General features: G+C 73.2%; 21 protein-coding genes and 1 pseudogene. 4 read left to right on the top strand and 18 right to left on the bottom strand.

From position 1 onward, the window contains the following. The first annotated feature begins 164 nt into the window (after positions 1-164). Positions 165-2,225: a SpoIIE family protein phosphatase gene (locus tag CIK06_RS01750; RefSeq protein ID WP_095563327.1), complete on the top strand. Its 2,061-nt coding sequence runs from the start codon at positions 165-167 to the stop codon at positions 2,223-2,225. A gap of 41 nt (positions 2,226-2,266) precedes the next feature. On the opposite strand, the gene CIK06_RS01745 is transcribed toward CIK06_RS01750, so the two are convergent. Both CIK06_RS01745 and CIK06_RS01740 read right to left on the bottom strand, forming a co-directional pair. Then, a complete protein-coding gene (locus tag CIK06_RS01745) occupies positions 2,267-2,830 on the bottom strand; it encodes a flavoprotein (RefSeq protein ID WP_369916077.1) in 564 nt (187 codons plus the stop codon). Further along, positions 2,731-4,080: an FAD-binding oxidoreductase gene (locus CIK06_RS01740; protein ID WP_095563326.1), complete on the bottom strand. Its 1,350-nt coding sequence runs from the start codon at positions 4,078-4,080 to the stop codon at positions 2,731-2,733. Before CIK06_RS01740 ends, CIK06_RS01745 begins: the two co-directional genes overlap by 100 nt. Before the next feature lie 182 nt (positions 4,081-4,262). Between CIK06_RS01740 and CIK06_RS01735 the strand changes: the two genes are divergently transcribed. Further along, a complete protein-coding gene (locus CIK06_RS01735) occupies positions 4,263-6,314 on the top strand; it encodes a S9 family peptidase (RefSeq protein ID WP_369916076.1) in 2,052 nt (683 codons plus the stop codon). Positions 6,315-6,439: 125 nt separating this feature from the next. Here the strand turns inward: CIK06_RS01735 and CIK06_RS01730 are convergent, their stop codons facing one another. The 4 genes from CIK06_RS01730 to CIK06_RS01715 are packed head-to-tail and all read right to left on the bottom strand — an operon-like array spanning position 6,440 to position 10,102. Further along, entirely contained in the window at positions 6,440-7,381 is a 942-nt protein-coding gene (locus tag CIK06_RS01730; protein WP_095563325.1) for a threonine/serine dehydratase, read from the bottom strand. A gap of 36 nt (positions 7,382-7,417) precedes the next feature. Then, positions 7,418-8,017: a hypothetical protein gene (locus CIK06_RS01725; RefSeq protein ID WP_232533958.1), complete on the bottom strand. Its 600-nt coding sequence runs from the start codon at positions 8,015-8,017 to the stop codon at positions 7,418-7,420. Positions 8,018-8,060: 43 nt separating this feature from the next. After that, positions 8,061-9,359 carry a hypothetical protein gene (locus CIK06_RS01720; protein WP_095563323.1) on the bottom strand — a complete coding sequence of 433 codons (1,299 nt, stop codon included), beginning with the start codon at positions 9,357-9,359 and terminating at the stop codon, positions 8,061-8,063. Further along, on the bottom strand, positions 9,356-10,102 hold the full coding sequence (locus CIK06_RS01715; RefSeq protein ID WP_095563322.1) for an ATP-binding cassette domain-containing protein: 747 nt from the start codon (positions 10,100-10,102) through the stop codon (positions 9,356-9,358). Before CIK06_RS01715 ends, CIK06_RS01720 begins: the two co-directional genes overlap by 4 nt. A gap of 472 nt (positions 10,103-10,574) precedes the next feature. On the opposite strand from CIK06_RS01715, the gene CIK06_RS01710 reads away from it, so the two are divergent. Further along, positions 10,575-11,072: a DUF4352 domain-containing protein gene (locus CIK06_RS01710; protein WP_157756564.1), complete on the top strand. Its 498-nt coding sequence runs from the start codon at positions 10,575-10,577 to the stop codon at positions 11,070-11,072. Positions 11,073-11,153: 81 nt separating this feature from the next. Here CIK06_RS01710 and CIK06_RS01705 read toward each other — a convergent pair whose 3' ends face one another. The 8 genes and pseudogenes from CIK06_RS01705 to CIK06_RS01670 form a co-directional block, all read right to left on the bottom strand. Beyond that, positions 11,154-12,665: a DUF6297 family protein gene (locus CIK06_RS01705; protein ID WP_095563320.1), complete on the bottom strand. Its 1,512-nt coding sequence runs from the start codon at positions 12,663-12,665 to the stop codon at positions 11,154-11,156. Then, entirely contained in the window at positions 12,662-13,318 is a 657-nt protein-coding gene (locus tag CIK06_RS01700; RefSeq protein ID WP_369916074.1) for an ATP-binding cassette domain-containing protein, read from the bottom strand. The genes CIK06_RS01705 and CIK06_RS01700 overlap by 4 nt, the downstream gene beginning before the upstream one ends. Positions 13,319-13,382: 64 nt before the next feature. Continuing rightward, entirely contained in the window at positions 13,383-14,918 is a 1,536-nt protein-coding gene (locus CIK06_RS01695) for a SpoIIE family protein phosphatase (RefSeq protein ID WP_095563319.1), read from the bottom strand. A 1-nt stretch (position 14,919) separates the two neighbouring features. Then, a complete protein-coding gene (locus CIK06_RS01690) occupies positions 14,920-16,335 on the bottom strand; it encodes a sensor histidine kinase (protein ID WP_095567488.1) in 1,416 nt (471 codons plus the stop codon). A 134-nt stretch (positions 16,336-16,469) separates the two neighbouring features. Further along, positions 16,470-17,488, bottom strand: a pseudogene (locus CIK06_RS01685) (SpoIIE family protein phosphatase). Further along, positions 17,485-17,904 (bottom strand): ATP-binding protein, encoded by a 420-nt coding sequence (locus CIK06_RS01680; protein WP_095563318.1) that lies wholly within the window; start codon positions 17,902-17,904, stop codon positions 17,485-17,487. Before CIK06_RS01680 ends, CIK06_RS01685 begins: the two are co-directional and overlap by 4 nt. 2 nt (positions 17,905-17,906) lie before the next feature. Next, positions 17,907-18,320 carry an STAS domain-containing protein gene (locus CIK06_RS01675; protein WP_095563317.1) on the bottom strand — a complete coding sequence of 138 codons (414 nt, stop codon included), beginning with the start codon at positions 18,318-18,320 and terminating at the stop codon, positions 17,907-17,909. Then, positions 18,320-19,192 (bottom strand): STAS domain-containing protein, encoded by an 873-nt coding sequence (locus tag CIK06_RS01670; protein WP_095567487.1) that lies wholly within the window; start codon positions 19,190-19,192, stop codon positions 18,320-18,322. The genes CIK06_RS01675 and CIK06_RS01670 overlap by 1 nt, the downstream gene beginning before the upstream one ends. Before the next feature lie 239 nt (positions 19,193-19,431). Between CIK06_RS01670 and CIK06_RS01665 the strand changes: the two genes are divergently transcribed. After that, complete coding sequence (locus CIK06_RS01665) at positions 19,432-19,788, top strand: STAS domain-containing protein (RefSeq protein WP_095563316.1); 357 nt, start codon at positions 19,432-19,434, stop codon at positions 19,786-19,788. 53 nt (positions 19,789-19,841) lie between these two features. Here CIK06_RS01665 and CIK06_RS01660 read toward each other — a convergent pair whose 3' ends face one another. From CIK06_RS01660 to CIK06_RS01645, 4 genes are read right to left on the bottom strand one after another with little or no spacing between them, the layout of a single operon-like run. Continuing rightward, the gene (locus CIK06_RS01660) at positions 19,842-20,453 is read right to left on the bottom strand and encodes a hypothetical protein (protein WP_232533957.1); all 612 of its coding nucleotides are present in this window, start codon (positions 20,451-20,453) and stop codon (positions 19,842-19,844) included. A gap of 6 nt (positions 20,454-20,459) precedes the next feature. Next, the gene (locus CIK06_RS01655) at positions 20,460-21,710 is read right to left on the bottom strand and encodes an ABC transporter permease (RefSeq protein WP_095563315.1); all 1,251 of its coding nucleotides are present in this window, start codon (positions 21,708-21,710) and stop codon (positions 20,460-20,462) included. Further along, positions 21,710-22,471 carry an ABC transporter ATP-binding protein gene (locus CIK06_RS01650; protein ID WP_095563314.1) on the bottom strand — a complete coding sequence of 254 codons (762 nt, stop codon included), beginning with the start codon at positions 22,469-22,471 and terminating at the stop codon, positions 21,710-21,712. The genes CIK06_RS01655 and CIK06_RS01650 overlap by 1 nt, the downstream gene beginning before the upstream one ends. Next, positions 22,468-23,712 (bottom strand): efflux RND transporter periplasmic adaptor subunit, encoded by a 1,245-nt coding sequence (locus CIK06_RS01645; RefSeq protein WP_095563313.1) that lies wholly within the window; start codon positions 23,710-23,712, stop codon positions 22,468-22,470. The genes CIK06_RS01650 and CIK06_RS01645 overlap by 4 nt, the downstream gene beginning before the upstream one ends. Positions 23,713-23,727: the final 15 nt, after the last annotated feature.

Below are 23,727 nucleotides of genomic sequence, written 5' to 3'. Positions count from 1 at the left end.
CACCCATCATTGTGCGGAGTTCGGCCGGCTGCCAAGGCGCGCCGATCACGGGGCCGTCGCGATTCGCCGCCAGAACCGACGATAGGCGGCAAACACACCTTATTACCTAGGGTGACGGCCCGATCGGCTTGGAACTCGGCGCCGGGCCGTGGAGGATACGAGGGGTGTCCACGGAGCGGAACGCACCCCCCGCAGAGGCGGAGGAGCACATCCGCCGTGCCCGGTTGCCGGCCGACCGGCGGACACCGGCGACCGCACGGGCACTCGTCCGGGCCGTACTGGCCGAGGCGGACCTGGCCGAACTGCTCAACGAGGCCCTCCTGCTGACCACCGAGCTGACCACCAACGCCGTCGAACACGCCCGCACCGAACTGGACATCGAGGTGCTGGCCGACCGCGAGGGGCTCAACGTGATGGTGTCGGACTTCGCGGCCGGACCCATCGACCACGTGGCGGCGCGGCCCCGCAACGACGCATCCGACATCACCCAGGTCTCCGAGCGGGGCCGCGGGCTGCTGCTGGTCGACCACTTCGCGAGCCGCTGGGGCACCCTGCACCTGCCCACCGGCAAGGGCGTCTGGTTCCGGCTGGACCGCAAGGAACGGCTGCGGGCCAGCCCGGCGCTCACGGTGGCGCCGGCCACGCTGGACGTCCTCCCATCACCGGCCGCGCCGAGCGCCGGGGCGATGAGCACGCTCATGCAACTGGCGCCGGACCCGTACGCGGACGACCCGCTGCCCGACTTCGCCGCCGGCCTGCTCGCCCGGGTGGCCGAGATGCTGGGGGCGGCGGGCGGGACGGTACGGCTTGACCGCGGCGACGGCGCCGGCACGCAGGTGCTGGCCCGGTACGGCCGGCAGCCCCGGCACGACGACGACCAGCTACGCATCCCGCTCGCGGTGAACCGGCCGTACCACGGGGAGGTGGAACTCGACGTCGCTCCCTCCGGGTACGCCCGGCCGCTGGCGGCGCTGATGGCCGAGCGGCTCTCCCTGCACCTGGAGAACGACCGGCTGCGCCGGATCGACCTGCGGCGCCAGACCTGGCTCACCTTCCTCTCCGAGGCCAGCGAACTGCTCGCGCAGTCGCTGGACGTGGAGCTGACGATGGCCCTCGTGCCGCAACTGGTGGTGCCGCGGCTGGGCCGCTGGTGCGCCGTACACACCACCGACGAGTGGGGGCGGCTGCACCTGTCCGCCGTCACCCACGAGGATGAGGGCGCCCTGCCGGAGTTGGACAAGCTGCTCAAGGAGAGCGACGCCGACTCGGTGCAGGGCACCCTGCGCGAGGCCACCCGGCTGGGCACCCAGTTGCCGATCGGGCCACCGCTGGAGGGCATCGCCGTCCCGCTGATCGCCCGCGGGCAGCCGCTCGGCACCCTGGCCGTCGGCCGGCACCAGCGCAGCCGGCACGATCCGGACGAGGTGGGCGTGCTGGAGGACGTGGCCCGCCGGGCCGCGCTGGCGATCGAGAACGCCCGGATCCACGCCGAGCGGCGCCGGGTGGCGCACACCCTGCAACAGTCCCTGCTGCCACCGGAGCTGCCGGAGGTCGACGGCATCGGCTTCGCCGCCGCGTACGTGCCGACCGGCGACGTGGCCGAGGTGGGGGGCGACTTCTACGACGTGGTCCCGCTGCCGGACGGCCGGTGGCTGGTGGTGGTCGGCGACGTGTCCGGCAAGGGCGTGCAGGCGGCCGCCGTCACCGGCCTGGTCCGGGACGTCATCCGGGTCCTCGTCGGCGACGGCCGGCCGCTGCCCGAGGCGCTGGCCCGGCTCAACCAGACGCTTGTGGAGCGGGGCGGCGGGCGTTACTGCACCCTCGCCCTGGCCGCGGTACGGCCCGGCGGCCCCGGCCGGTTGGAGGTGTCGCTGCACCTCGCCGGCCACGACCGGCCGGTGCTGGTCCGCAACGACGGCCGGGCCTCGTTCGTGGGCAGCGGCGGCACCGCGCTGGGGCTGCTGGACACGATCGCGTCGCCCGCCGTCGAGGTGCCACTCGGGCCGGGCGACGCACTGATCTTCTACACCGACGGGGTGACCGAGCGGCGGCGCGGCGGCGAGCTGTTCGGCACCGAACGACTGCGTGCCGCCGCCGCGCCGCTGGCCGGATATTCGGCCGAGGCGGTGGCGGCCCGGCTGCGGAACACCGCGATCGGCTTCTCCACCGAGGCGCCCCGGGACGACATCGCGATCCTGGTACTGCGCAACGACGCACCCGGCTGAACCCCCGCCGGGCCGACTCGATGCCCCGGCGGCGCCCGCGATCAGGCGTGGCCCGGGGCGGCCGGTCGAGATTCGTGGGCGAGTTGGGCGGCCGTCTCGAAAGCCACCGTCCAAGGGAAGGCTTTCTGCCGCTCGTTGCCGTTGCCAGGCGGATGCGGTTCCCACTGGTCGTCGGGGCCGAGCAGGAGGCGTACTCCTTCGTCCCGGAGGCTGGCCACGGCGTGCCGGAACGGCGCCCGCGCGGCGAGGGCGGCGTTGACGAACGGGACGATGACGGTCGGTACCTGCCTGCCGATCAGTTCGGCGACCGAGGTCATGGCGTAGTTGTCGGCCAGGCCGAGGGCGATCTTGTTGATCGAGTTGTACGTCGCCGGGGCGATGACCAGGGCGTCGGTGGCAGGAAGGGATCGGCGCGGGCCGGGCGAGGACTGGTACGTCGACCGGACCGGATGACCGGTCCAGGTCGTCACCGTAGCCATCGTATGTCCCCTCGGAGGAGTCCGACTCACAGCCCGCCCGGGAAGCGGCCGGGTGCCAGCCGATGCTCCGGGTCGTACCGATCCTTGATCCGCCGCAGCAGGGACAGGTCGGGCAGGTCGCCCCACAGGTCGACGGCCCGGCGGATCTCCGGTGGCGCGGCCAGCACCACGCACCGCCCCGAGCGCGCCATCAGCACGTCACGGACCGCGGTGAGCAGTCCCGCCACCCGGGGCGGCGGGGTCGTCGCCGGCAGCGCGGCGTGTACGACGCCGAGCCCGGCGGAGCCGCGTACCGCAACGGGAGCGCCGGCCGCGTCCCGCAGCGCGTAGACGGCGGCGTGCAGATCACCGATCGGCACCTCGATCCGCAGCGCCACGTCGTCCCCGGCGAACGGATACCGCCGCCACCACGACGGCGCCTCGGTCATGCTCCGGGCGGTGGCGCCGAGGATGCGACCGAGCCGCCTGGCCCGCTCGGCCACCTCGGCCGGGCCACCCTCCACCAGCACCGCCAGGCTGCCGGACCGGCGCGGCGGCACCGCCCGGCCGGCCCGCCCGGTACCGGCCGGGTGGCCGGCGCGCTCCGGCGGGTACACCGGCGGACGCTCCGGTCCCGGGCCGGCGGCCGGCAGGTCGACCTCGATGGCGGCCGGCATGACGGCGCTCGCCAGGATCTCGCCGACCAGATTGTGCACCTCCAGCGGGGTCCACACCGGACGGAGCACCCACAGCCGGTGGGTGGGCACCTCCTGCACTCGCACGGTGGCCGAGATCAGCACCCCGAGCGCACCCTGCGACCCGCACAGCAGCGGCGCCAGCTCACCGGCGCGCGACGCGGGTACGCCGCCGGCCCGCAGGAGTTGACCGGCGGCGTCCACGTAGCTGACCTCGGTCACCTGGGAGCACGGCGAACCGTGCCGGTGGCGCAGCGGTCCGGCCTCGTCCGCGGCCACCACCCCGCCGACGGTCGCCCCGGCGGAGCGTACGTCGACCGGCAGCCGGTAGCCGGACCGTTCCAACATCGCCTGGACCGCCCGGACCGGCGTACCGGCGCCGACCTCGGCGGTCCGCTCGCCGGGCGACCGGTGCCAGATCCCTGCCAGCCGGCCGGTGTCCAGCAGGACGTCCACCTGTACGGGCGGGGCGCCCCAGTCGAGTTTCGTCCCGGCGCCGCGGGGCACGACGGACAGGTCGTGCTCGGCGGCGAGCCGCAGCACGTCGGCGGCGGCGTTGGGCGAGCCGGGCATGGCGACCCACCGGGCCTGCCGTCCCGCCACCTCGTCGGCGCCGCCGGCCGGGCGGGCGAAGCCGGGGCCGCAGATCCTTTCGAGCCGTCCGCCGATACCGGTCGGACGGGACGTGTCACCGAGCGTCATCACACCCCCCACCCCCGAATAGTACAGGTGTTCTAATGCGACGCAACGGCATCCGGCCGACAGCCTCCCGCCGCCGCGCGGCCCCGCCGTACGGCCTCGCGGGATGCACCGCCGGCATGCGCGCCGGGCGGAGGGCCGTGTGCCGTCGGAGGGGGCACCGGCGGGGCGGTAACGTGATCCGGGTGACGACGGAGATGCCGGCGCCCCCGGCCGCCAAGCGGGTCCCCACCGAGCGCAGCCACCACGGCGACACGGTCATCGACGAGTACGCCTGGCTCGCCGTGAAGGACGACCCGGAGACGCTGGACTACCTGCGGGCGGAGAACGCGTACACCGACGCCGCCACCACCCACCTGGCCGGCCTGCGCGAGACGCTGTTCACCGAGACCCGGCAGCGGACCCTGGAAACGGACCTGACGGTGCCGGTGCGCAAGGGCGGCTACTGGTACTACACCCGGACCGTGCAGGGCGAGCAGTACGCCATCCACTGCCGGCGGGCGATCGCCGAGGGCGAGACCGAACCGCCGCGTCTCGCCGAGGGCGAGACCGAACCGCCGCGTCTCGCCGAGGGCGAGACCGAGTCATCCGGTACGTCCGACGGCGCGCCGCTGGCCGGCGAGGAGGTGCTGCTGGACGGCAACGCGCTGGCCGAAGGGCGCGACTTCTTCGCCCTGGGCGCCTTCGACGTGAGCCCGGACGGGCGGTGGCTGGCCTACTCCACCGACTTCGCCGGGGACGAGCGGTTCACCCTGCGGATCAAGGACCTGACCACCGGCGAGGTGCAGGCCGACGAGATCCCCGACACGTTCTACGGCACCGCCTGGTCGGAGGACGGTTCCACGCTGTTCTACCTGACCGTGGACGAGGCGTGGCGGCCGTACCGGGTGTGGCGGCACACGCTGGGCACGCCCGCCGCGGACGACGTCATCGTGTACGAGGAACCCGACGAGCGGTTCTGGGTGAGCGTCGAACTGACCCGCTCGGAGAAGTTCATCCTGATCGAGATCGGCAGCAAGACCACCAGCGAGGTACGGGTGATCCCGGCCAGCAACCCCACCGGCGAGCCGGCGGTGGTGGCGCAGCGGCGGCAGGGCATCGAGTACTCCGTGGAGCATCACGGGCACCGCTTCCTGATCCTGCACAACGACGGCGCCGAGGACTTCGCGCTGGCCTACACCTCGGCGGACGCGCCGGGCGCCTGGACGCCGATGATCGAACACACCCCGGGCACCCGGCTCGAATCGGTGGACGCGTTCGCCAATCACCTGGTGGTGTCGCTGCGCACCGGCGGTCTCACCGGGCTGCGGGTGCTCACCGTGGGCAGCACCGCCGCGTACGACGTGCCGTTCCCGGAACCGATCTACTCGGTGGGGCTCAGCAGCAACCCCGAGTACCAAACCGACACCGTGCGGATCAGCTACACCTCGCTGGTGACGCCCGAGTCCGTGTACGACGTCGACCTTGTCACCGGCGAGCTGACGCTGCGCAAGCGCAAGCCGGTGCTGGCCGGGCCGGACGGTCGGGAGTTCGATCCGTCGGCGTACGAGCAGCACCGGGAGTGGGCGGTGGCCGACGACGGCACCCGGGTGCCGATCTCGCTGGTCTGCCGGGCGGACACCCCGCGCGACGGTTCCGCGCCCTGCGTGCTCTACGGCTACGGCTCGTACGAGACCAGCATGGACCCGTGGTTCTCCATCCCCCGGCTGTCCCTGCTGAACCGCGGTGTGGTGTTCGCGGTCGCGCACATCCGCGGCGGCGGTGAACTGGGCCGCCGCTGGTACGACCAGGGCAAGATGCTGGCCAAGAAGAACACCTTCACCGACTTCGTCGCCTGCGCCCGGCACCTGGCCGGCAGCGGCTGGACCGCCGCCGACCGGCTGGTCGCCCGGGGCGGCTCCGCGGGCGGGTTGCTGATGGGCGCGGTGGCGAACCTGGCGCCGGACGCCTTCGCGGGCATCGTCGCCCAGGTGCCGTTCGTGGACGCGCTCACCTCGATCCTCGACCCGTCGCTGCCGCTGACCGTCACCGAGTGGGAGGAGTGGGGCGACCCGCTGCACGACCCCGAGGTGTACGCGTACATGCGCTCGTACACGCCGTACGAGAACGTCCGGTCCGTCCGGTACCCGGCCATCCTCGCCCTGACCAGCCTCAACGACACCCGGGTGCTCTACCACGAGCCGGCGAAGTGGATCGCCCGGCTGCGCGCGGCGTCCCCGAGGGGTCGTACCTGTTGAAGACCGAGATGGAGGCCGGGCACGGTGGGCCGAGCGGCCGGTACGACGCCTGGCGGGAGGAGGCGTTCGTGGCGGCCTGGATCCTGGACCGCCTCGGCATCAAGGAGTGACCGCGCGCCGGCGGGTCACCCGAGTGCGCGGCCGAGCACGGCGGGATCCACGTTGCCGCCGCTGACCACCGCCACGGTCGGCCCGCCGGGCAGGTCGGCGGAGCGGAACAGCGCGGCAGCGGTGGCGACCGCCCCGCTCGGCTCGACGACCAGCCGGCCCTGCCGGACGAGTCGGCGCAGCGCGGCCGCGATCTCCTCCTCGGTCACCGTCAGGATGCCGTCCAGGCGTGCCCGCAGGTGCGCGAGGGTCAGCTCGGACAGCGTGGTCCGCAGGCCGTCCGCGCTGGTCCGGTAGGTCAGCTCGGGTTCCCACCGGACCAGTTCCCCGGCCGCCAGCGACGCCCGGGCGTCGGCCGCCAACTCCGGCTCGACCCCGAACACGGCCGTCTGCGGCCGGATCGCCTTCACCGCCGTGGCCACCCCGGAGGCCAGCCCGCCGCCGCCGACCGGCACCAGCACGGCGGCCACCTCGGGCAGGTCGGCCACGATCTCCAGGCCGATCGTGCCCTGTCCGGCGATGATCCGGCGGTCGTCGAACGGCGGGACGAGCGTGCCGCCCGTGCGGGCCGCGATCCGCTCGGCCTCGGCGAGCCGGCGGGCCGGCGGCACCACCAGCACCTCGGCGCCGAGCCGGCGGACCGCCTCGATCTTGACCTCCGGCGCCCCGTCCGGGATCACCACCGTGCACGGTACGTCCGCCGCGGCCGCGGCGAAGGCCAGCGCCTGCCCGTGGTTGCCGGAGGAGTGCGTGACCACGCCGCGGGACCGGTCGGCCGGGGCGAGCCGGGCGACCGCGTTGGTGGCGCCGCGCAGCTTGAACGAGCCGACCGGTTGCAGGCTCTCCGGCTTGATCCACAACCTGTCGTGCCAGGGGCAGGGCAGCAGCGGGGTACGCACGACCCGGCCGGCCACGGTTTCGGCGGCGTCGCGCACGTCGGCGATGGTCACGAGGTCCACCCGTCCATCATTCCCGATCGCGAACGCAGCCCGTCCCTACCGCTTCCGGCTGCGCCAGAACGCGAGTCGACGCCGTCGCCACGGGGTGACCGAGTAGGCCACGAGCCCGACCGCCAGCAGCGCCGCGCTCAGCAGCAGGCTGGGCAGATCGTCGGATGGACGTGCGCTGAACTCCCACCAGCGGTAGTGCGCGTTGCCCTGGTCTCCCCAGTACCACAGCACGCTTCCGGTCGCCACCGGCAGGGTCCATGCCAGCCGCCAACCAACGACCATGCCGGAGACCAACGCCAGCCCGAGCCAGGCCGGCCAGGAGCGCGCGATGATCAAGAGCAGCGACGGTGGCACGGTCAGCGCCGACACGGCGAGATAGAGCACCCCGCCACCCACCCCGGCCACCACCAGATACCACCGCTGCGCCCACCGCAGGCGTCCGGTCGCCACCACCTCCACGTCGGCCAACCCGCTGTGCAGCGAAACAACCGGTACGACCGCTGCGCCCATCGCAAGCAGACGCCACAGGGGCACGGTGGTGTTCGACCGGGCTGCCATCGGCAGCCCCGTCTCATACATGCCCAGCCAGGCGGTGAGCGCACCCGCGAGGACGATCGCCAGCAGCGCGGATGGAACCCGCCGCACCGTCAGGAAGGTCCGCGATCCGCCTCGCCTGGCGCGTCCGGGCTCAGCCCTGCGTCCGGCAGTAGCGACCACTGAGATCGCGCACCTCCCCATCGGCCCAGCCGAACTGCTCGTCGAGCGACGGCTTCGCAGCCATCTCCCGCCCCACCGCCCACGCGGCCTGCATTTCCGGCGGGGCGTTGGTGTGGTAGTCCCGCCTTCCACCACCGGCAAGATAGCTTTCCAGCCAGGCGCCAAGCACATTGAGCCGGGTGCGGTCAGTGTCTGTCCGCGCCTTCCACGTACAGGATTCGAGATCCGTGAAGTGGAAGGTCGTCTCCATGATGCCGGTGGCCAGATCTCCCGCCAGGGACCAGATGCTGCCAGCGAGGATGTAGAAAGTTGGCGGGCCGAGAGAGTCCTCGACCAGGGTAGGTCCATGCGGTCCGTCAGCCCTGTGCCAGTTCTGCTCGATGCCGTATTCGTTCATCCGGTCCGGGAGGCGGAATGCCGGCGGTAACGCGTCGACACGACCACCGATGGCCCGCAGCGTCGGCAGGTATTTCTGGTCTTCTGGCCAGATGCAGAGCGTCGTGCGTCCCTTGACACAGAGGACGTCGTCTCCGGCCGGCGGGCGGTGAACCCGTACCGGCGTGACGAGTGCGGTCAGCACCACCGCGCCGAGGCAGAGCAGGGCCGGAATCGCTGTCCGGAACCGCGCCGTCCCGGATGTGGATATCCACAGCGCCGCGATCAGCACCGCAACGATCAACCCGAGCCGCACCAGCCCGGCCGTCAGGTCCACCTCCATCTCCACCGATCCGTCGGTTATTCCGAACGGAGCCAATCGGCTGAGAACGGTGATCAGCAACACGCCGCTCAGCGCCGCGGCCAGGGCGGCGAAGACCGAGCCGAAGAGCCTGCCCAGAAGCCACCCCAGGGCGAAGTCCAGGAGCGTGACGAACAGCCCGTAGCCGAAATAGCCGGCCCACAGTCCGACGCCCGGCGGGAATGTCCGGGCGGTCAGCGCGAATGCGACCGCCTGACCGACGAGGTACGGCAGGGCGAGGAGGACGACGGCGGCGACCAGCCGGTGCGCCTCCAGCACGACGTGGGGAACCCGCGCGGCTGCGGTCTGTTCCGTCATCCGGTAGCGCAGCGGCGCCGCGGCGGTCCAGGCGGCGAGCCCGGCGACGACCGGGCCGACCAGGTACGCCGCCAACTGCGCCGCCGCTCCGGCCTGCGGCCACACGCCGAGCCAGTAGCGGTTGCGCAGAAACAGCACAGCCAGGTCGAGCGCGATGAGCGGTGGGACGGCCCAACGGACCGGGCAGTTCCGCAGGTGCAACCAGAACGGTCTCACAGTCGCCGCTCCGACTCGGGAAGCAGATGCATGTAGGCCCGCTCCAGTGCGGAGTGCCCCGGCAGGTCGTCGGGGCCGAGGGCGGACATGCCCTGGACGGTGCCGTCGAACTTGGCCACGCCGCCGTGCAGCACCACCACCCGGTCACAGATCGCCTCGACATCGTCGATGAGGTGGGTGCTGAGCACGACAACGGCATCGCCGAGGCTGGTGATGATCTTCCGAAACTGCAGCCGTTGGCGCGGGTCGAGGCCGACGGTCGGCTCGTCGAGCAGGATCAGCCGAGGGCGGCCGACGATGGCCCAGGCAATCCCCGCCCGCCTGCGCATCCCGCCGGAGAGCTTCCGCATTTTCGTCCGGCGCTGGTCGGCCAGATCGACCATGTCGATCGCCTCACCGACCGAGCGCCACCGCTGTCCGGACCGGACGCCACGGAGCCACGCGGCATACTCCACAAAGTCCGACACCGTCATCTGCGGATCGACGCCGAAGTCCTGCGGGAGATAACCGATCCTGTCGCGGGCCCGTCGGGCGCCGCGTTCGCCGTCCACCTCGATCCCGTCGATCCGGATGGTGCCGAAACGGGGTGGGAGGATGGTGGCCAGCGTACGTAGCAGCGTGGTCTTACCCGCACCGTTGGGGCCGAGCAGTGCCGTTATGCCGGGTTGGAGGGTCAGGGTAAGCCTGTCGATGACAACGGTCTTCCCGTAGCCTTGGGCAAGCTTGTCGATCGTCACGCTCATCCGCATATTCCATCAGGCTGGGCACGACCGGCGGGGACGCCGGGCCGCGATCCCCGCCCGTCGCGCGATCTCCTAGTAGCCGAGGTAGCCCAAGATCTACCCATCAATGGCTTTGCGACCAGATTTCCGGATCGACGCACTCTAACATGCCCATAGGGATCGAAGAAGGCCGAATACCCGAAAGTACGACGCGCCGGGATGACCACGAGGACGACAAAGGCCTAAGATCGGGCGTAGTACGCAGATCCGGGGAGGCCGCGATGACCACGCCGGAACCGGCCGACCGCGGCCCCGACCAGCCGCCCGAACCGGCGGACTGGTCCACCCCGGCCACCGTGGCCGAAAGCCCGCCGCTGGGCGGCGTACCCCGAGGGCCCCGCAGCCTCCGCCCGGACCGCCCCCGGGTCCGGCGCACGAACCCGGCACCGCGGCCCGCGGCCGGCCCACCCCGCGGCCCTGGCTGATCCTCTCCGTGGCGCTGTTGTTCCTGCTCTGCTGCTACGGCGGCGCCGCGGCGGCGGTGTACGTCTGGGGCGGCGACGCGCTGTCGTTCATCCGGAGCCGGACGGAGCACGCGGTCGGCCTCGGTGAACCGGTACGCGACGGTGACCTGGAGTTCCGGGTCGACCGGCTGCGCTGCGGCATCGGTCGGGTCGGCGATCCGGTGGTGAACCAGACCGCCACCGGCCAGTTCTGCGTGGTCGAACTGGACGTCCGCAACGTGGGCAGCCGGCCGGTGACGCTGCGCGACGACCGGCAGCAGGCGTACGGCCGCCGCAACCAGCAGTACCCGCCGGATCCGGGCGCCAGCATCCTGGCCAACCTCGACCAGCCGGTCTTCCTCACCGACATCGAGCCGGGCGAGACGGTCAGCGGTGCCATCGTCTACGACATCCCGGCCACCGACCGGATCGTCCGGCTCCGGTTGCACGGATCGGCCTCCTCCAAGGGTGCCCTGGTCCGGGTCTGACGTCCGGGTCCGACGTCCGGGTCCGACCGTCCGGGTCCGACCGCCCGGTCCGGGTCGGTGTCCCGGCCTCGGCTGCGGGTCCTACCGGCGGGTGGCGTAGAAGACCAGCCCGGCCGTCGACAGCGCCGCCTGCACCAGCACCGTCTGCCAGTCCGGTACGGCGCCGGTGAGCAGCGTGAGCAGGGCCGGCGACCCCAGCAGCACGAGCAGGTCGACCCCGGAGAGCAGCCAGAGCAGCGGACCGGTGGCCAGACTGCCCATCGGCGTCTCGATCGGCATCAGATCGTGGCGCACCTGGCCGATCCGGGCTCGCCGGATCGCGGCCACCGCCGCGGCCGGGCCGAGGGCCAGACCCAGCGCCCAGCACGGCCCGGCCGGCCGGTCGCCGATCAGCGCGGGCACGGTGAGCGCCACCGCCGCCCACGCCGCGGCCAGCACCGCCGGCACGATCAGCCGCCCGGCCAGGGCCGGCCGCTCGGCCAGGCCGAGCAGGCGCAGCAGGGCCGGCTCGGCACTGTCCCGGCGGACCGCCGCGGTCGTCGTGCCGGCGGCGGCGAGCACGCCCGCCAACACCACGACGGCCGGCAGCCAGCCGGGACCGGTGGTCGCGACCGCTGGCGCGAGCGTCCCGACGGCCAGCGCCAGCATCCGGACCGGCCGGCGGCACACCACCAGGATGTCGTGCTGCAGCGGCAGCGCCCAGGCCGGTGCCGCGCGCAGCCGCACCGAGCGCAGGGTACGGGATCCCCAGTAGCGGCGCTGCGCCGCGTCGACCACGAACGCCGGCTCGGCGGCCACGGCGGCGTCGAGGTATGTGCCGCGGGTCTCGGCGGCGTCCCGGATCAAATGCGCCGGCAGGCCGTCCAGGCCGCGCGCCGTCGCCACGAGCGCGCCGAGCAGCAGCACGGCGACCGTGCCGGCGAGCAGCGCGGCGACCGCCGCGGGCACGGCGGGAACGGCCGGCCCGGCCGCCGGACGCCACAGCCCGGCCGCCGGCACCGCGAGCAGCAGCGCGAGCAGCCCGGCCCCGGCGTCCACCGCCCGGCCGCACCGGTCGTACCGCTGGCACGCGGCGGCGACCAGCGCCACCGCGACGCCGAGCATGGCGCCCACCAGCAGCGCGCCGGTCAGCACCGGTGGCCGGATCGGGCGGGCGGCGAACCGGCCCACCGCCACGGCCGCCGCCGCCAGCCCGACCGCGACCGCACCGGCGAGTACGCCCAGGGCGCCGGGCACCAGCAGGCCGCGCCGGGACACCGGGGCGAGGAACAACCAGGCCAGGTCGGCCCGGCTCACCGCCAGCGGCCCGGACCGGCGCAGCAGCGCGTACAGCGCCAGCGGCACGATCGCCAGCAGCGCGGCCTGTGGCACCGACCCGGCATCGGCCAGCGGCACCGGGCGGGCCGGCCAGACCAGACCGGTCGCCGGCTCGCCCACCAGCGCCACCGCCATCGCCACGGTCAGCACGGCCACATAGACGGTGCCGGCCGAACCCTCGATGCCCGCGGCCCGTCGCCGGCCCCGGATCCAGCGGCGCAGCCGGCGCGCCGGGGCCGGCGCGGCCGGCACGGTCCGTTCGGCGACGCCGGTCACAGTTCCAGCCGCTCGCCGCCGACCTCGGCCGCGAAGCCCGGATCGTGGCTGGCCATCACCAGCGTGCCGCCACCGGCGACGTACGCCCGGAACAGCTCCGCCACCACCGGCTTGACGTCGGTGTCCAGCCGCTGCTCCGGCTCGTCCAGGACCAGCAGCCGGCTCGGCCGGACCAGCACGGCCGCCAGCAGCAGGCGCTGCCGCTGGCCGGAGGAGAGCGTCAGCGGCGCGGCGTCGGCCAGCGGCCCGAGCCCGAGCGCGTCGAACAGCTTGTCCAGCTCACCGTCGGCCGGATCGGCGCCGTGCGCCAGCCGGATCAGTTCGGCGTGCTCGCGCACGGTCAGCCCGGTGTACCAGCCGGGGCTCTCCACGGTGGTGGCCACGGCCCGCCAGAAGTCCGCGGAGCGGCCCGGCGGCCGGCCGAAGACCCGGACCGTCCCGCCGTCGGCGGCCTGCAAGCCGGTGACGCAGCGCAACAAGGTCGACTTGCCGGCACCGTTGGCGCCGGTCACGCAGAGCACCGTACCGGCCGGCACGGTGACGTCGAGGCCGTCGAGGACGACCGCCGCCCCGTACGCCACCCGCAGGTCCCGGATCGTCACGGCCGGCACGTCACCGGCGTCCCGGCCGCTGCCGGCGGATGGTGCGGACACGGCGCCCAGTATCGCACCGCGGCCCGGGGCCACGCCGGCTCGTGGCCGAGCGGATGGCACCCTCTCAGCGCCGGCGGACGGCGACCAGCGCGAGGTCGTCGTGGATCTCGGCGGGGGCCAACTGCACCAGCAGCCGCTCGCAGAAGTCCTCCAGGCTGTCGTCCACCCGGGCGGCGGACCCGGCCAGCGCCTGCAACCCGTCGTCGATGGTGGCGTCCCGCCGCTCGATCAACCCGTCGGTGTAGAGCACCAGGGTGGACCCGCGCGGCAGGGTGAACTCCAGATCCTCCGGGCGGGCCGCCCGGACGCCCAGCAGCGGCGCCCGGTGCTCCAGGAACTCGACCCGCCGGCCGTCGTGCAGCAGCGGCGGCAAATGGCCCGCGCTGGCCATCCGCACCCGCCCGGTCGCCGGATCCAGCAGCAACACGCAGACGGTGGCCAGCTCACCGGGCAGCAGCGTGCGCATCAGGCCGTCCACCAGGGCCAGCATCTCGCCCGGTGGGTGGCCCTCCACGGCGTACGCCCGCAGCGCGTGCCGCACCTCGGCCATCACGGTCGCCGCGTGCAGCGAGTGCCCCGACACGTCGCCGATGGCGACCAGCAGCTGACCGTCGAGCATCACCAGCTCGTAGAAGTCGCCACCCACCTCGGTCTGGGCGCTCGCCGGCTCGTAGCGGACCGCCAGGTCCAACCCGGCTATCGCGGGCAACCGGCGGGGCAGCAGGCTGCGCTGGAGGGTCACCGCGATGCGGTGTTCCTCGTCGTACGACCGCTGCGCCTCGGCCGCCGCGGCGACCGCCTGCGTCAGCTGCACCAGCACCGGCGTGCCCGGGGTCTGGCCGCGCTCGGGCACCACGACGTAGATCGGCGCGCGGTCCTCCCGGAGCCGGGCCGCCGCCGCGGTCACCCGCTCCTCACCGCGCCAGTCGAGCAGCGCCCACCGGGTCGCCGCGTCCACCCGCACGGTGGACCCGACCGGCACCCCGGTGTCGTCCACCACCCAGGTCACCAGTTCCGGCACGGCGTCCGGCCCGGCGGCCACCGCGGCCACGCAGTCACCGTCGGCCGACTCCGCCACCACCGCCACCGGACCCATGAAGATCTTCGCGCCGCCGGAGGCCGCCGCCTGGAGCAGCCGCGCGAACGAGGGCGCCCCGGCCACCGCGAGGGTGGTCTCGGCCAGCAGGGACAGCCGGTGGGCCAGCAACTCGGCGCGCTGGCGCGCCCGGGAGTACCGCAGCACCGCCTGGGCGGTGGCGATCAGCTCCTCGGGTTCGATCGGCTCGGCCAGGTACGCGTCGGCGCCCCGGGTGAGGCCCTGAGCCCGGTCCTTCACGTCCACCGCGTGCGCGGAGACGTGCACCACCGGCAGCGCCGTGTGCGTCTCCTTGAGCCGCTCGCAGACCTCGTACCCGCTCATGTCGGGCAGCCGCACGTCCAGCACCACGAGATCGATCGAGTCGTCCACCCGGGCCAACGCGTCGGCACCGGTCTCCGCCTCGACGGTGGTGTACCCGGCCCGGTTGAGCCAGCTGACCAGCAGGTATCGCTTGGCCGAGCTGTCGTCGACGACGAGAATGGTGGCCGGTTCGGACTCCACCTCAGCCCTCCGGACCGGACGATGGAGGGGCCGGCGAGGGGGCGACCGACGACGGAGGGGCCGGCGACGGCGGAACCGGCGGCGCGGGCGGCGGCGCCGAGACCGGAAGCGTCACCACGAAGGTGCTTCCGCGACCCGGCCCGCTGGTCAGCTCCAGGGTGCCGCCGAGCAGCGTGACCAGGCGCTTGGCGTACGGCAGACCCAGGCCGGTGCCGGCGGTCGAGCGCCCCGGCACCTGGTAGAACTCCTCGAAGATCCGCCCGTGCAGCTCGCTCGGGATACCGGGCCCGGTGTCGGCGACGGACAACCGCCAGCGGTCGGCCAACCGTTCGGCCCGCATCCGCACCTCCCCGCGCTCGGTGAACTTCAGTCCGTTGTGCAGCAGGTTACGCAGCACCTGGGCCAGCAGTACCTCGTCGGAACGGATGACGGCCGGCTGCGGCGGCTCCTCGACCACCAGTTCCACCTCGGGCCGGGTGGCCAGCACCCGCAGCGTGCCCCGGAGCTGGCCGAAGACCACCCGCAGGTCCACCTCGGCCCAGTTCGCCTCAAGCCGGCCCGACTCCGCCTTCGCGAGATCGAGCAACTCGTTGACCAGGGCCAGCAGGTCGGCCGCGGAGCCGCGGACCAGCTCGACCTGCCGGCCCTGCTCGCTGGTCAGCGGGTCGGAGGAGGAGTCGGCGAGCAGCCGGCCCAACCCCATGATCGCGGTCACCGGGGCCCGCAGTTCGTGGCTCACGTTGGCCAGGAAGCGGCTCTTGGCCTCGCTGGCCGCCCGCAGCTGAGCCGACTTCTCGTCCAGCTCGGCGTAGAGCGCCACAACGCCCTGATTGGTGGCCTCCAGCTCCTCCGAGAGCTGCGTGTACAGCGCCATGACGCCGTGGTTGGTCTCCCGCAGCTCCCGGTTGAGCACGGTCAGTTCGTCACGCTGGCGGCGTACCTCGTCCAGCGCGGCGACCAACTGCTCGTTCTGCAGCGCCAGCTCCTCCAGCGGGGTGCCGGGCAGTTCCTCGACCAGCCGGGAGCGCAGCTCGGCGAGGCGACCGGGGGTCAGCGCCGGGGCCGTCGGCGGGATGCGCCGGGACATCCGCACGGCGCTGGCCTGGTCCTCCCGGACCGTCTCCAGCCGGTCCACCAGGCGCTCGACGGCCGCCGCGTAGCCCCGGCCGCGTTCGTCCCAGGACAGCGCGCCGGGGGCGGTCAGGTCGATGCGCAGGACCTGGCCGAGGCCGTGCGGATCCTGGCCGGCCCGGAACGTCACGTCGGCCCCGGCGCCCCGGCCGAGCAGTTGCCGGGCCACCTCGCTGAGCGCAGTGACCATCCGGATCTGGTCCTGGTACTCCAGGCCTACCGCGGCGGCCACCTCTCGACCGCGCTGGCGCACCATGAAGATGTCGTGCTCGACCCGCAGCGACATCCGCAGCAGCGGCGCGAGGTCGTCGTCCGCCGGCGACCCGGCGCCGTCCACCGGCGACCCGCTGCCGGGCGGCGGCCCGCTGCCGGCCACCGGAGATCCGCCGTCCGCCGGCACCGGCGGACGGTCGTCACCGGTCACGGCAGCCTCGCCACGAGCACGCAGGCGTCGTCCCGGCGTACCCCGGCGTCGCGCAGGATGGTCGCGGCGGCCAGCAGCGGGGTCCGGGCGAAAAGCCCGGGATAGTTCTCCGCGCGCCACCTGTCGGTCACCCCGTCGGAGTTCATCACCAGGGTGTCCCCGGGGCGTACGGGTAGTCGTACTCCCGGACCTGCCGGCGCTGGTGCCCGGCGATGCCCGGCAGCGACACCAGCCCGCGCCGGCCGGCGGCGCTCAGCAGGCAGCCCGCGATGTTGCCCAGCCCCGCGTACCGCAGCACCGCGGCGCCGGGGTCCAGCTCCGCCACGGCGAGGGCCGCGCCGCGGGTGTAGCCGAGCGACCGGTGCAGGTGCTCGACGACCGCGGCGGGTGACGCCGGCGGCGCGACGCGGAACGCCTGCCGGGCCGCCTTACTGGCCGCGGCGGCCAGCGGTCCGTGACCCAGCCCGTCGCAGACCAGCACCTGATGCCGGCCGTCCAGCACCCGGGTGGCGAAGCCGTCGCCGCTGACCTTCTCGCCGGACAGCGGCCGGGTGAGGCCGGCCGCCCAGTCCGGGGTGGGCGGTTCGCCGGGCCAGACCTGCGCGGCCACCACGGTTCCGCGTCCGGCGACCGAGTGCGCGTCGGTCCAGCTCGCCTGCCGGGTGATGGCCCCGATTCCCACCCCCCAGGTTCCGGTGGTGGAGTGGCCGTCCCGGGACGATCCGGCCAGGTCCGCGATGCCGGGTCCGGAGTCGATCGCGATCAGCTCCACCCCCGCCGTGCCGCTGTCCCGGACCGGGCGCAGCAGCAGCAGACCCTCGTCGGCGTGCTTCACCAGGTTGCTGGTCAGCTCGGCGGCGACGATGGAGAGGCTGGCCCGGCGCCGCTCGCCCAGCTCCAGGTGGTCGGCCAGCCGCTCGGCGGAGCGCCGTACCGCGCTCGCGGCGCTGCCGGACTCGACCCGGAACCAGACGCCGTCGTCGTCGAATTCCGCGGGTTCCACCGGATGCGTCATCGGAGCCACTTGGTGATGGTGACCCGGGTGCCGCGGCCCACGGCCGTGTCGATCTCGAACTCGTCCACCAGTCGGCGGGCGCCGCTCAACCCCAGCCCGAGGCCGCCGCCCGTGGTGTACCCGTCGGTCAGCGCGAGGTCGAGGTCGGCGATGCCCGGTCCCTCGTCGGTGAAGACGATCCGGACGCCGCGCCGGCGCAGACCGTCGACCCGGTAGACCTCGGCCGATCCGCCGCCGCCGTAGACGAGGGTGTTGCGGGCCAGTTCGCTCGCCGCGGTCACCAGCTTGGTCTGGTCGATCAGGGACAGCTTCGCCGCCACGGCGACGGTACGGACGAGCTGCCGCACCCGTACGACGTCCTCGTCCCCGGTTATCGCCTGGATCTGCGGTGGGCCGAGATCAAGCTCGGCGGTCATGGCTACGACGCCACCGGTTCGGCGTCGGCGCCATCCTGATCGTCGGCGGTTCCGTCGTCCTCGCCCCGGCTCGCGGCGATCAGGTCCATCCCCCGCTCGACGTTCAGGGCGGTACGGATGCCGTCCAGCGACAGGCCCAGCTCGACCAGGGTGATGGCCACCGCGGGCCGCATCCCGACGACCACCGTCTCGGCGTCGAGCACCTTGGAGATGGCGGCGATGGTGGAGAGCATGCGGCCGATGAACGAGTCGACGATGTCCAGCGCGGTGATGTCGATGATCACCCCGTGGCAGCCGGTGGCGACGATCCGGTCGGCGAGATCCTCCTGAAGCGCGACCGCCGTCTGGTCGGACATGTCCACCTGGATGGAGACCAGCAGGACATCTCCGATCTTGAGCACCGGTACCCGGTCCATCAGGACTCCCGCCGTCCGGTGCGGTTCACCACGTCGGCCCCGGCGAGCCGGAGTACGTGCCGCAGCGCGTCGGCGAGGCTGGCCTTGGTGACGATGTCGCCGAACTCGATGCCCAGCGCCACGATCGTCTGCGCGATCTGCGGCCGGATGCCGGAGATGACGCAGTCGGCCCCCATCAGCCGGGCCGCCAGGACGGTCTTCAGGATGTGCTGGGCAACCTGGGTGTCCACCGCCGGGACGCCGGTGATGTCGATGATCGCGTACGGCGAGCCGGTGTCGACGAGCGTCTGCAACAGCCGCTCCATCACGACCTGGGCCCGGGCCGAGTCGAGGGTCCCGACCAGCGGGACGGCGACCACGCCCTCCCAGAGCTTCACCACCGGCGTCGACAGCTCCAGCAGCTGCTCGGCCTGGTCGGCGATCAGCTCCTCGCGGGCCTGCGAGTAGCTCTCGAAGGTGAACAGGCCGATGTCGTCGACCAGCGCGGTGAACATCACGTACTCATCCAGCCGGCCGTTGCCCGCGCCGTCCACCAGCACCCCGCGCAGCGCGTCCTTGATGGCGAACACGCTGATCGCGGTCTCCGTCGCGCTGAAGCCCTGCCGGGCGCGCGAACGGGACAGTTCAGACAGTACGGCCCGAAGTTCGCTGGCGGCTTCGGACTGCAGATCGAGGCCGTGCCCGGCCGCACCCTCGCGGAGCCCCGCGACCAGCGTCTCGTGCAGCTCGCGGACCTGCCGGTCGAGTTCCACCTGACTCAGCCGGCCGCGCAGGGACCCGGCGACGGTCTCCGTCCAGCGTTTGGCGATCTGGTCGGCGTGCTGCGTCAGCAGACCGGCGAACCGCTCGCTCTCTTCGGCGTTGAGCGCCACCACGTACCTCCCTGGAGCCGGACCGGCCGGACTCTACCACCGGGGAACGATAGCTAGTTGCCGCCTGGCAACCAGCTTGGCCGGGCCTTCTGAAGTGGCGAATCAGACACCGTCGGCGGCGCCGGCGAGGGTCCTCGGGCCGGCCGGACCGCACCGACTCCCGTGGGCCGGGCCGGCCCTCCCGTCCTGCGTCACTCCCCCTCGGTCGGGTACGGTTCGACCGAATACAGGAGGTCCGAATGTCGTTGACGGTGAACACCGAACAACGCGGCGACGTGGTCGTCGTTTCGGTCGCGGGCGAGCTCGACATGGCGACCGCGCCCCAGTTGCAGGACCAGATCACGGACCTGCTGGAGAAGGGACGCAGCCGGCTGGTCTTCGACCTGGCGGACGTGTCGTTCTGCGATTCGACCGGATTGTCGGTGTTCGTGCGCGCCAAGAACAACAGCGACGAGGCCGGCGGCGTCGTCCGGCTGGCCGCCCCGCAGCGCGGGGTGCTGCGCATCCTTGAGGTGAGCGGGCTCGTCGAGGTGCTCCAGACGTACCCCACGGTCGACGAGGCCGTGAACGGCGAGCCGAGCCCGGCGTCGAACTGAACCGGAGCGAGCCGTACCGCGCCGTCACCGCGCGGCGGTGACGGCGCTCCAGGTCACCGCCGCGCGGTGACGGTGTCGGCCGTGACCTCGCTGTCGCCGGCCGACTCGCCCTGGACGCTCACCCGGTCCCCCTCCTTGAGGTCGGACAGCCTGCCCGGCAGCGCAACGGTGGTGTCGCCGTTGGTGCGGACCGTCACCAGCTCTCCGGACTCCGTCTCGACGTAGATGGTGCTGCCGTCGACGAGCTTCACCGTTCCGGTGGTCGCGTTGCCGCCGCCCCGGGATCCGGTCCCGGACCCGCTCCCGGTGCCCGGATAGCCGTTCCCGGCGCCGCCGGGGAATCCGCCCCCGCCCGGGTAGCCGGCCCGGCCGGCGAACTGGCCGCCCGTCCGCGCGGAACCGGCCGCGTTGCCGCCCTGCGGGCCGTACGTCTTCTGCACCTGTGCCCCGGCCGCGAACCCGCCGACCAGCAGCACCGCCGCCAGCAGCCACGGGGTTGCCCGGTTCCACCAGCGGCGCGGCTGCGCCCTGGCCAGCTCGGCGGCCAGTCCGTCGTCGGTCTCGGCCGCGGTGGACGCCTCGGGCTCGAACAGCGCCAACTCGGCCGTCTCCGGCGCGGAATCCGCGTCCGGCCCGGCCTCGGGCGCCCTGTGCCTGACAGTCATGGACACCTACTCATATCTCAGGGCGTCGATCGGCCGGAGGCCGGCTGCGCGGCTGGCCGGAACGCTGCCGAAGAACAACCCGATCGCCACCGAGACGCCGAGCGCCATCACGATCGAGCTGGGTACGATCACCGGCTGCACGCCGACGATGGTGAACCGGCTGCCGATCAGCGCGGCGGCCACCCCCAGGCCGCCACCCAGCACGCTCAGCAGGGTGGCCTCCACGAGGAACTGGGTCAGGATGGTCCGCCGGGGGGCGCCGAGCGCCTTGCGGATGCCGATCTCCCGGGTCCGTTCGGTCACCGTCACCAACATGATGTTGGTGATCCCGATGCCGCCGACCAGCAGGCTGATCCCGGCCACCGCGCCGAGCAGCACGGTGAAGGTCTTCGCCGTCTCGGTCCGGGTGGCCAGCAGCTGCGAGGCGTTCTGGATCCGGTACGTGGCGCCGCTGGCGGCCTGCCCGCCCCGACCCGACCCGCCGGCCCGGACCGCACCCGTGCCGGTGCCGGTGCCGGTGCCGCCGAGCCGGTGGTCGAGGATGGTGCTGATCTGGCCCTCCGCGGCGCTCACCCGATCCGGGCCGGCCGCCTCGACCAGCACCGATCCGACCGGCCCCGGCCCGGTCAGCGCCTGCTGTACTGCGCTCAGCGGCGCGATCGCCACATCGTTGGCGTCCTGGAACCCGTTGCCGGAACTCTTCTCGGCGAGCACGCCGACCACCGTGAACAGGGCGCCGCCAATGGTGACCTGCTGGCCCACCGGGTCGGTGTCGGGGAACAGCTCGGTGACCACGCTCTGCCCGAGCACCACGACCCGGCGGCCCTGGTCCACGTCGTCGGAGGTGAAGGCCGAGCCGGTGCCGACCGGCGTGTTCGAGGCGGTGAAGTAGCTCGGGTACGTCCCGATGAACTGCGACACCGAATGGTCCGCGCCCTGATAGGTCATCGTCACCGAGGCACTCACCACCGGCGAGACGCTGCGCACGTCCGGGGCCAGCACCGGATCCGCAAGCGATCGGGCCACATCCAGGGTGAGGCCGCCGGTGGAGCCACGGGAGGTGCTGGACACCGTGATGGTGTTCGTGCCGAGCGCCTCGATGCTCTGGCTGACCGCCCGCGCCGAGCCGTTGCCGACGGCGACCAGCAGGATCACGGCCGCGACCCCGATCAGGATGCCGAGCATCGTCAGCGCCGACCGCAGCTTGTTGGCGGTCACCCCGCGTACGGCGAACCGGAGGATCTCCACCGCACCCATCAGTTCACCTCGTGCTGGCCGGCGTGGCGGTCCGGACCGGCGTACGCATGCTGTCGGGTGTCGGTGGCGATCTGCCCGTCGAACAGCCGGACCAACCGCCCGGTCCGGTCCGCCACGTCCTGCTCGTGGGTGATCAGCACGATCGTCCGGCCGGCCGCGTTCAGGTCGTCGAAGATCGCCAACACCTCCTCGGTGGACCGGCTGTCCAGGTTGCCGGTCGGCTCGTCGGCCAGCACCAGCGCCGGCTCGGTGACCAGTGCCCGGGCCACCGCGACCCGCTGCTGCTGGCCGCCGGAGAGCTGGTTCGGCTCGTGCCGCGCCCGGTCCGCGAGACCCACCAGGTCGAGCGCGGCCATCGCCCGGTCCCGCCGGAGCGCGGCCTTCATTCCGGCGTACGCCAGCGGCAGCTCCACGTTGGCCAGTGCCGTGGTCCGGGGAATCAGGTTGAACGACTGGAAGACGAAGCCGATCCGCCGATTACGCACCAGCGCGAGCTGCCTGTCGTTGAGCCGGCTGACGTCCACGCCGTCGAGCAGGTAGCTGCCGTCGGTCGGCACGTCCAGGCAGCCGAGGATGTTCATCAGGGTGGACTTGCCGGAGCCGGACGAGCCCATGATGGCGACGTACTCGCCCCGTTGCACGGTGAGCGAGACGCCCCGCAGGGCGTGCACGGTCGCCTCGCCCGACCCGTACACCTTGGTCACACGCCGCACGTCGAGCACCGGGCGGGCCGGCGCCGGCCCGGGACCGCCGGGGGTCATCCGCGCCGCCCGCCGCCGGAGAAGCCGCCGCCACCGGGTCCGCCGCCACCGGTGAGCCCGCCACCGGAGAAGCCGCCACCGCCCGGGAAGTTGCGGCCACCGGTACCGCCGGAGGTGCCCGTGCTGGTGGGCAGGACGACCTCGTCGCCCACCTCCAGTCCCGAGGTGATCTCGACGAGCTGGTCGCCCTCCAGCCCGACCTGTACCGGGCGGCTCACCTGCTCGCCGTTCTCCAGCACGGTGACCGTGTCCCGGTTGCCCGTGCCGGTGACCGCGACCGCGTTGACCGCGACCGCGTCGTCGACGGTGCCCACGGTGACCGACACCTGCACGGTCTGCCCGGGACGGGCGCCGTCGGGAAGCTGGTCGAGGCTGAGCACGACGCCGTAGGTGACCACGCCGTTGCTGGTGGTGGCGTTCGGGTCGATGGACGCGACCTTGGCGTCGGCCGTGGCGTCGGGCAGCGCGTTCCAGGTCACCGTGGCGGCCATCCCCGGCTTCAGCTTGGTGGCGTCGGCCTCCGCGAACGCGGCCGAGACCTGGAGCTTGGTCAGGTCCTGGATCTGGATGAAGCCGGAGGACGAACCGCTGCCGCCCGACGAACCGCTCGACGAACCGCCGCCGGAGGAGCCGGAGCCGCCGCCGGACGAGCTACCGGACGAGCCGGACGAGCCGCCGCCGGACGAACTGCCGGACGACCCGGACGAGCTGCCGACCGTGCCGTTGACCGCCACCACGGTCCCGGTCATCGGGGCGGCCAGCACCGTGCCGTCGACCGCCTGTTGCGCGGTCTCCACGTCCAGCTCGGCCTGGGTCACCTGGGCCTGCGCCGAGGCGGTGGAACCACCGGCGTCCGACGCCCGGTCCAGCGCGTCCCGGGCCGCGGTCAGGTTCGACCGGGCCGCGGTCAACTGGCGACGGGCCACCGCGTCGTCGACCTTGGCCAGTACGGCGCCCTTCTTGACCTTGTCACCGACCTTGACGTCGATCTCGGTGACGATGCCCGAGGTCGCGAAGGTGGGGGCCGCGGTCACCGCGCTGGCAAGGTTGCCGGCGGCGGTCACCGAGGCGGTCACCGTGCCGCGCACCACCGGTACGGTTCGGACACTTGCCGTCGCACGCGGCGTCGATTCGGAGAAGGAGAGATATCCCCACGCCGCCGCGGCCAGGACCGCGAGGCCGAGAAGCCCGTTGACGATCAGTGACGGACGGCGCGCTGAGATCAGGCGGCGCACTGGCATAGGTGGCACTCTGGA

Source organism: Plantactinospora sp. KBS50, from assembly GCF_002285795.1.
Lineage (GTDB): Bacteria > Actinomycetota > Actinomycetes > Mycobacteriales > Micromonosporaceae > KBS50.
The sequence above is the reverse complement of the archived record's forward strand: the minus strand, read 5'-3'. Positions and strand labels throughout refer to the sequence as shown.

What these genes read in the sequence shown, in the direction of transcription:
- CIK06_RS01740 (WP_095563326.1), bottom strand. Translation starts at nt 4,080, where the DNA reads ATGACGCTCGGTGACACGTCCCGTCCGACCGGTATCGGCGGACGGCTC.
- CIK06_RS01715 (WP_095563322.1), bottom strand. Translation starts at nt 10,102, where the DNA reads ATGAGCGTGACGATCGACAAGCTTGCCCAAGGCTACGGGAAGACCGTT.
- CIK06_RS01690 (WP_095567488.1), bottom strand. Translation starts at nt 16,335, where the DNA reads ATGTCGCTGCGGGTCGAGCACGACATCTTCATGGTGCGCCAGCGCGGT.
- CIK06_RS01680 (WP_095563318.1), bottom strand. Translation starts at nt 17,904, where the DNA reads ATGACCGCCGAGCTTGATCTCGGCCCACCGCAGATCCAGGCGATAACC.
- CIK06_RS01675 (WP_095563317.1), bottom strand. Translation starts at nt 18,320, where the DNA reads ATGGACCGGGTACCGGTGCTCAAGATCGGAGATGTCCTGCTGGTCTCC.
- CIK06_RS01665 (WP_095563316.1), top strand. Translation starts at nt 19,432, where the DNA reads ATGTCGTTGACGGTGAACACCGAACAACGCGGCGACGTGGTCGTCGTT.
- CIK06_RS01660 (WP_232533957.1), bottom strand. Translation starts at nt 20,453, where the DNA reads ATGACTGTCAGGCACAGGGCGCCCGAGGCCGGGCCGGACGCGGATTCC.
- CIK06_RS01655 (WP_095563315.1), bottom strand. Translation starts at nt 21,710, where the DNA reads ATGGGTGCGGTGGAGATCCTCCGGTTCGCCGTACGCGGGGTGACCGCC.
- CIK06_RS01650 (WP_095563314.1), bottom strand. Translation starts at nt 22,471, where the DNA reads ATGACCCCCGGCGGTCCCGGGCCGGCGCCGGCCCGCCCGGTGCTCGAC.
- CIK06_RS01645 (WP_095563313.1), bottom strand. Translation starts at nt 23,712, where the DNA reads ATGCCAGTGCGCCGCCTGATCTCAGCGCGCCGTCCGTCACTGATCGTC.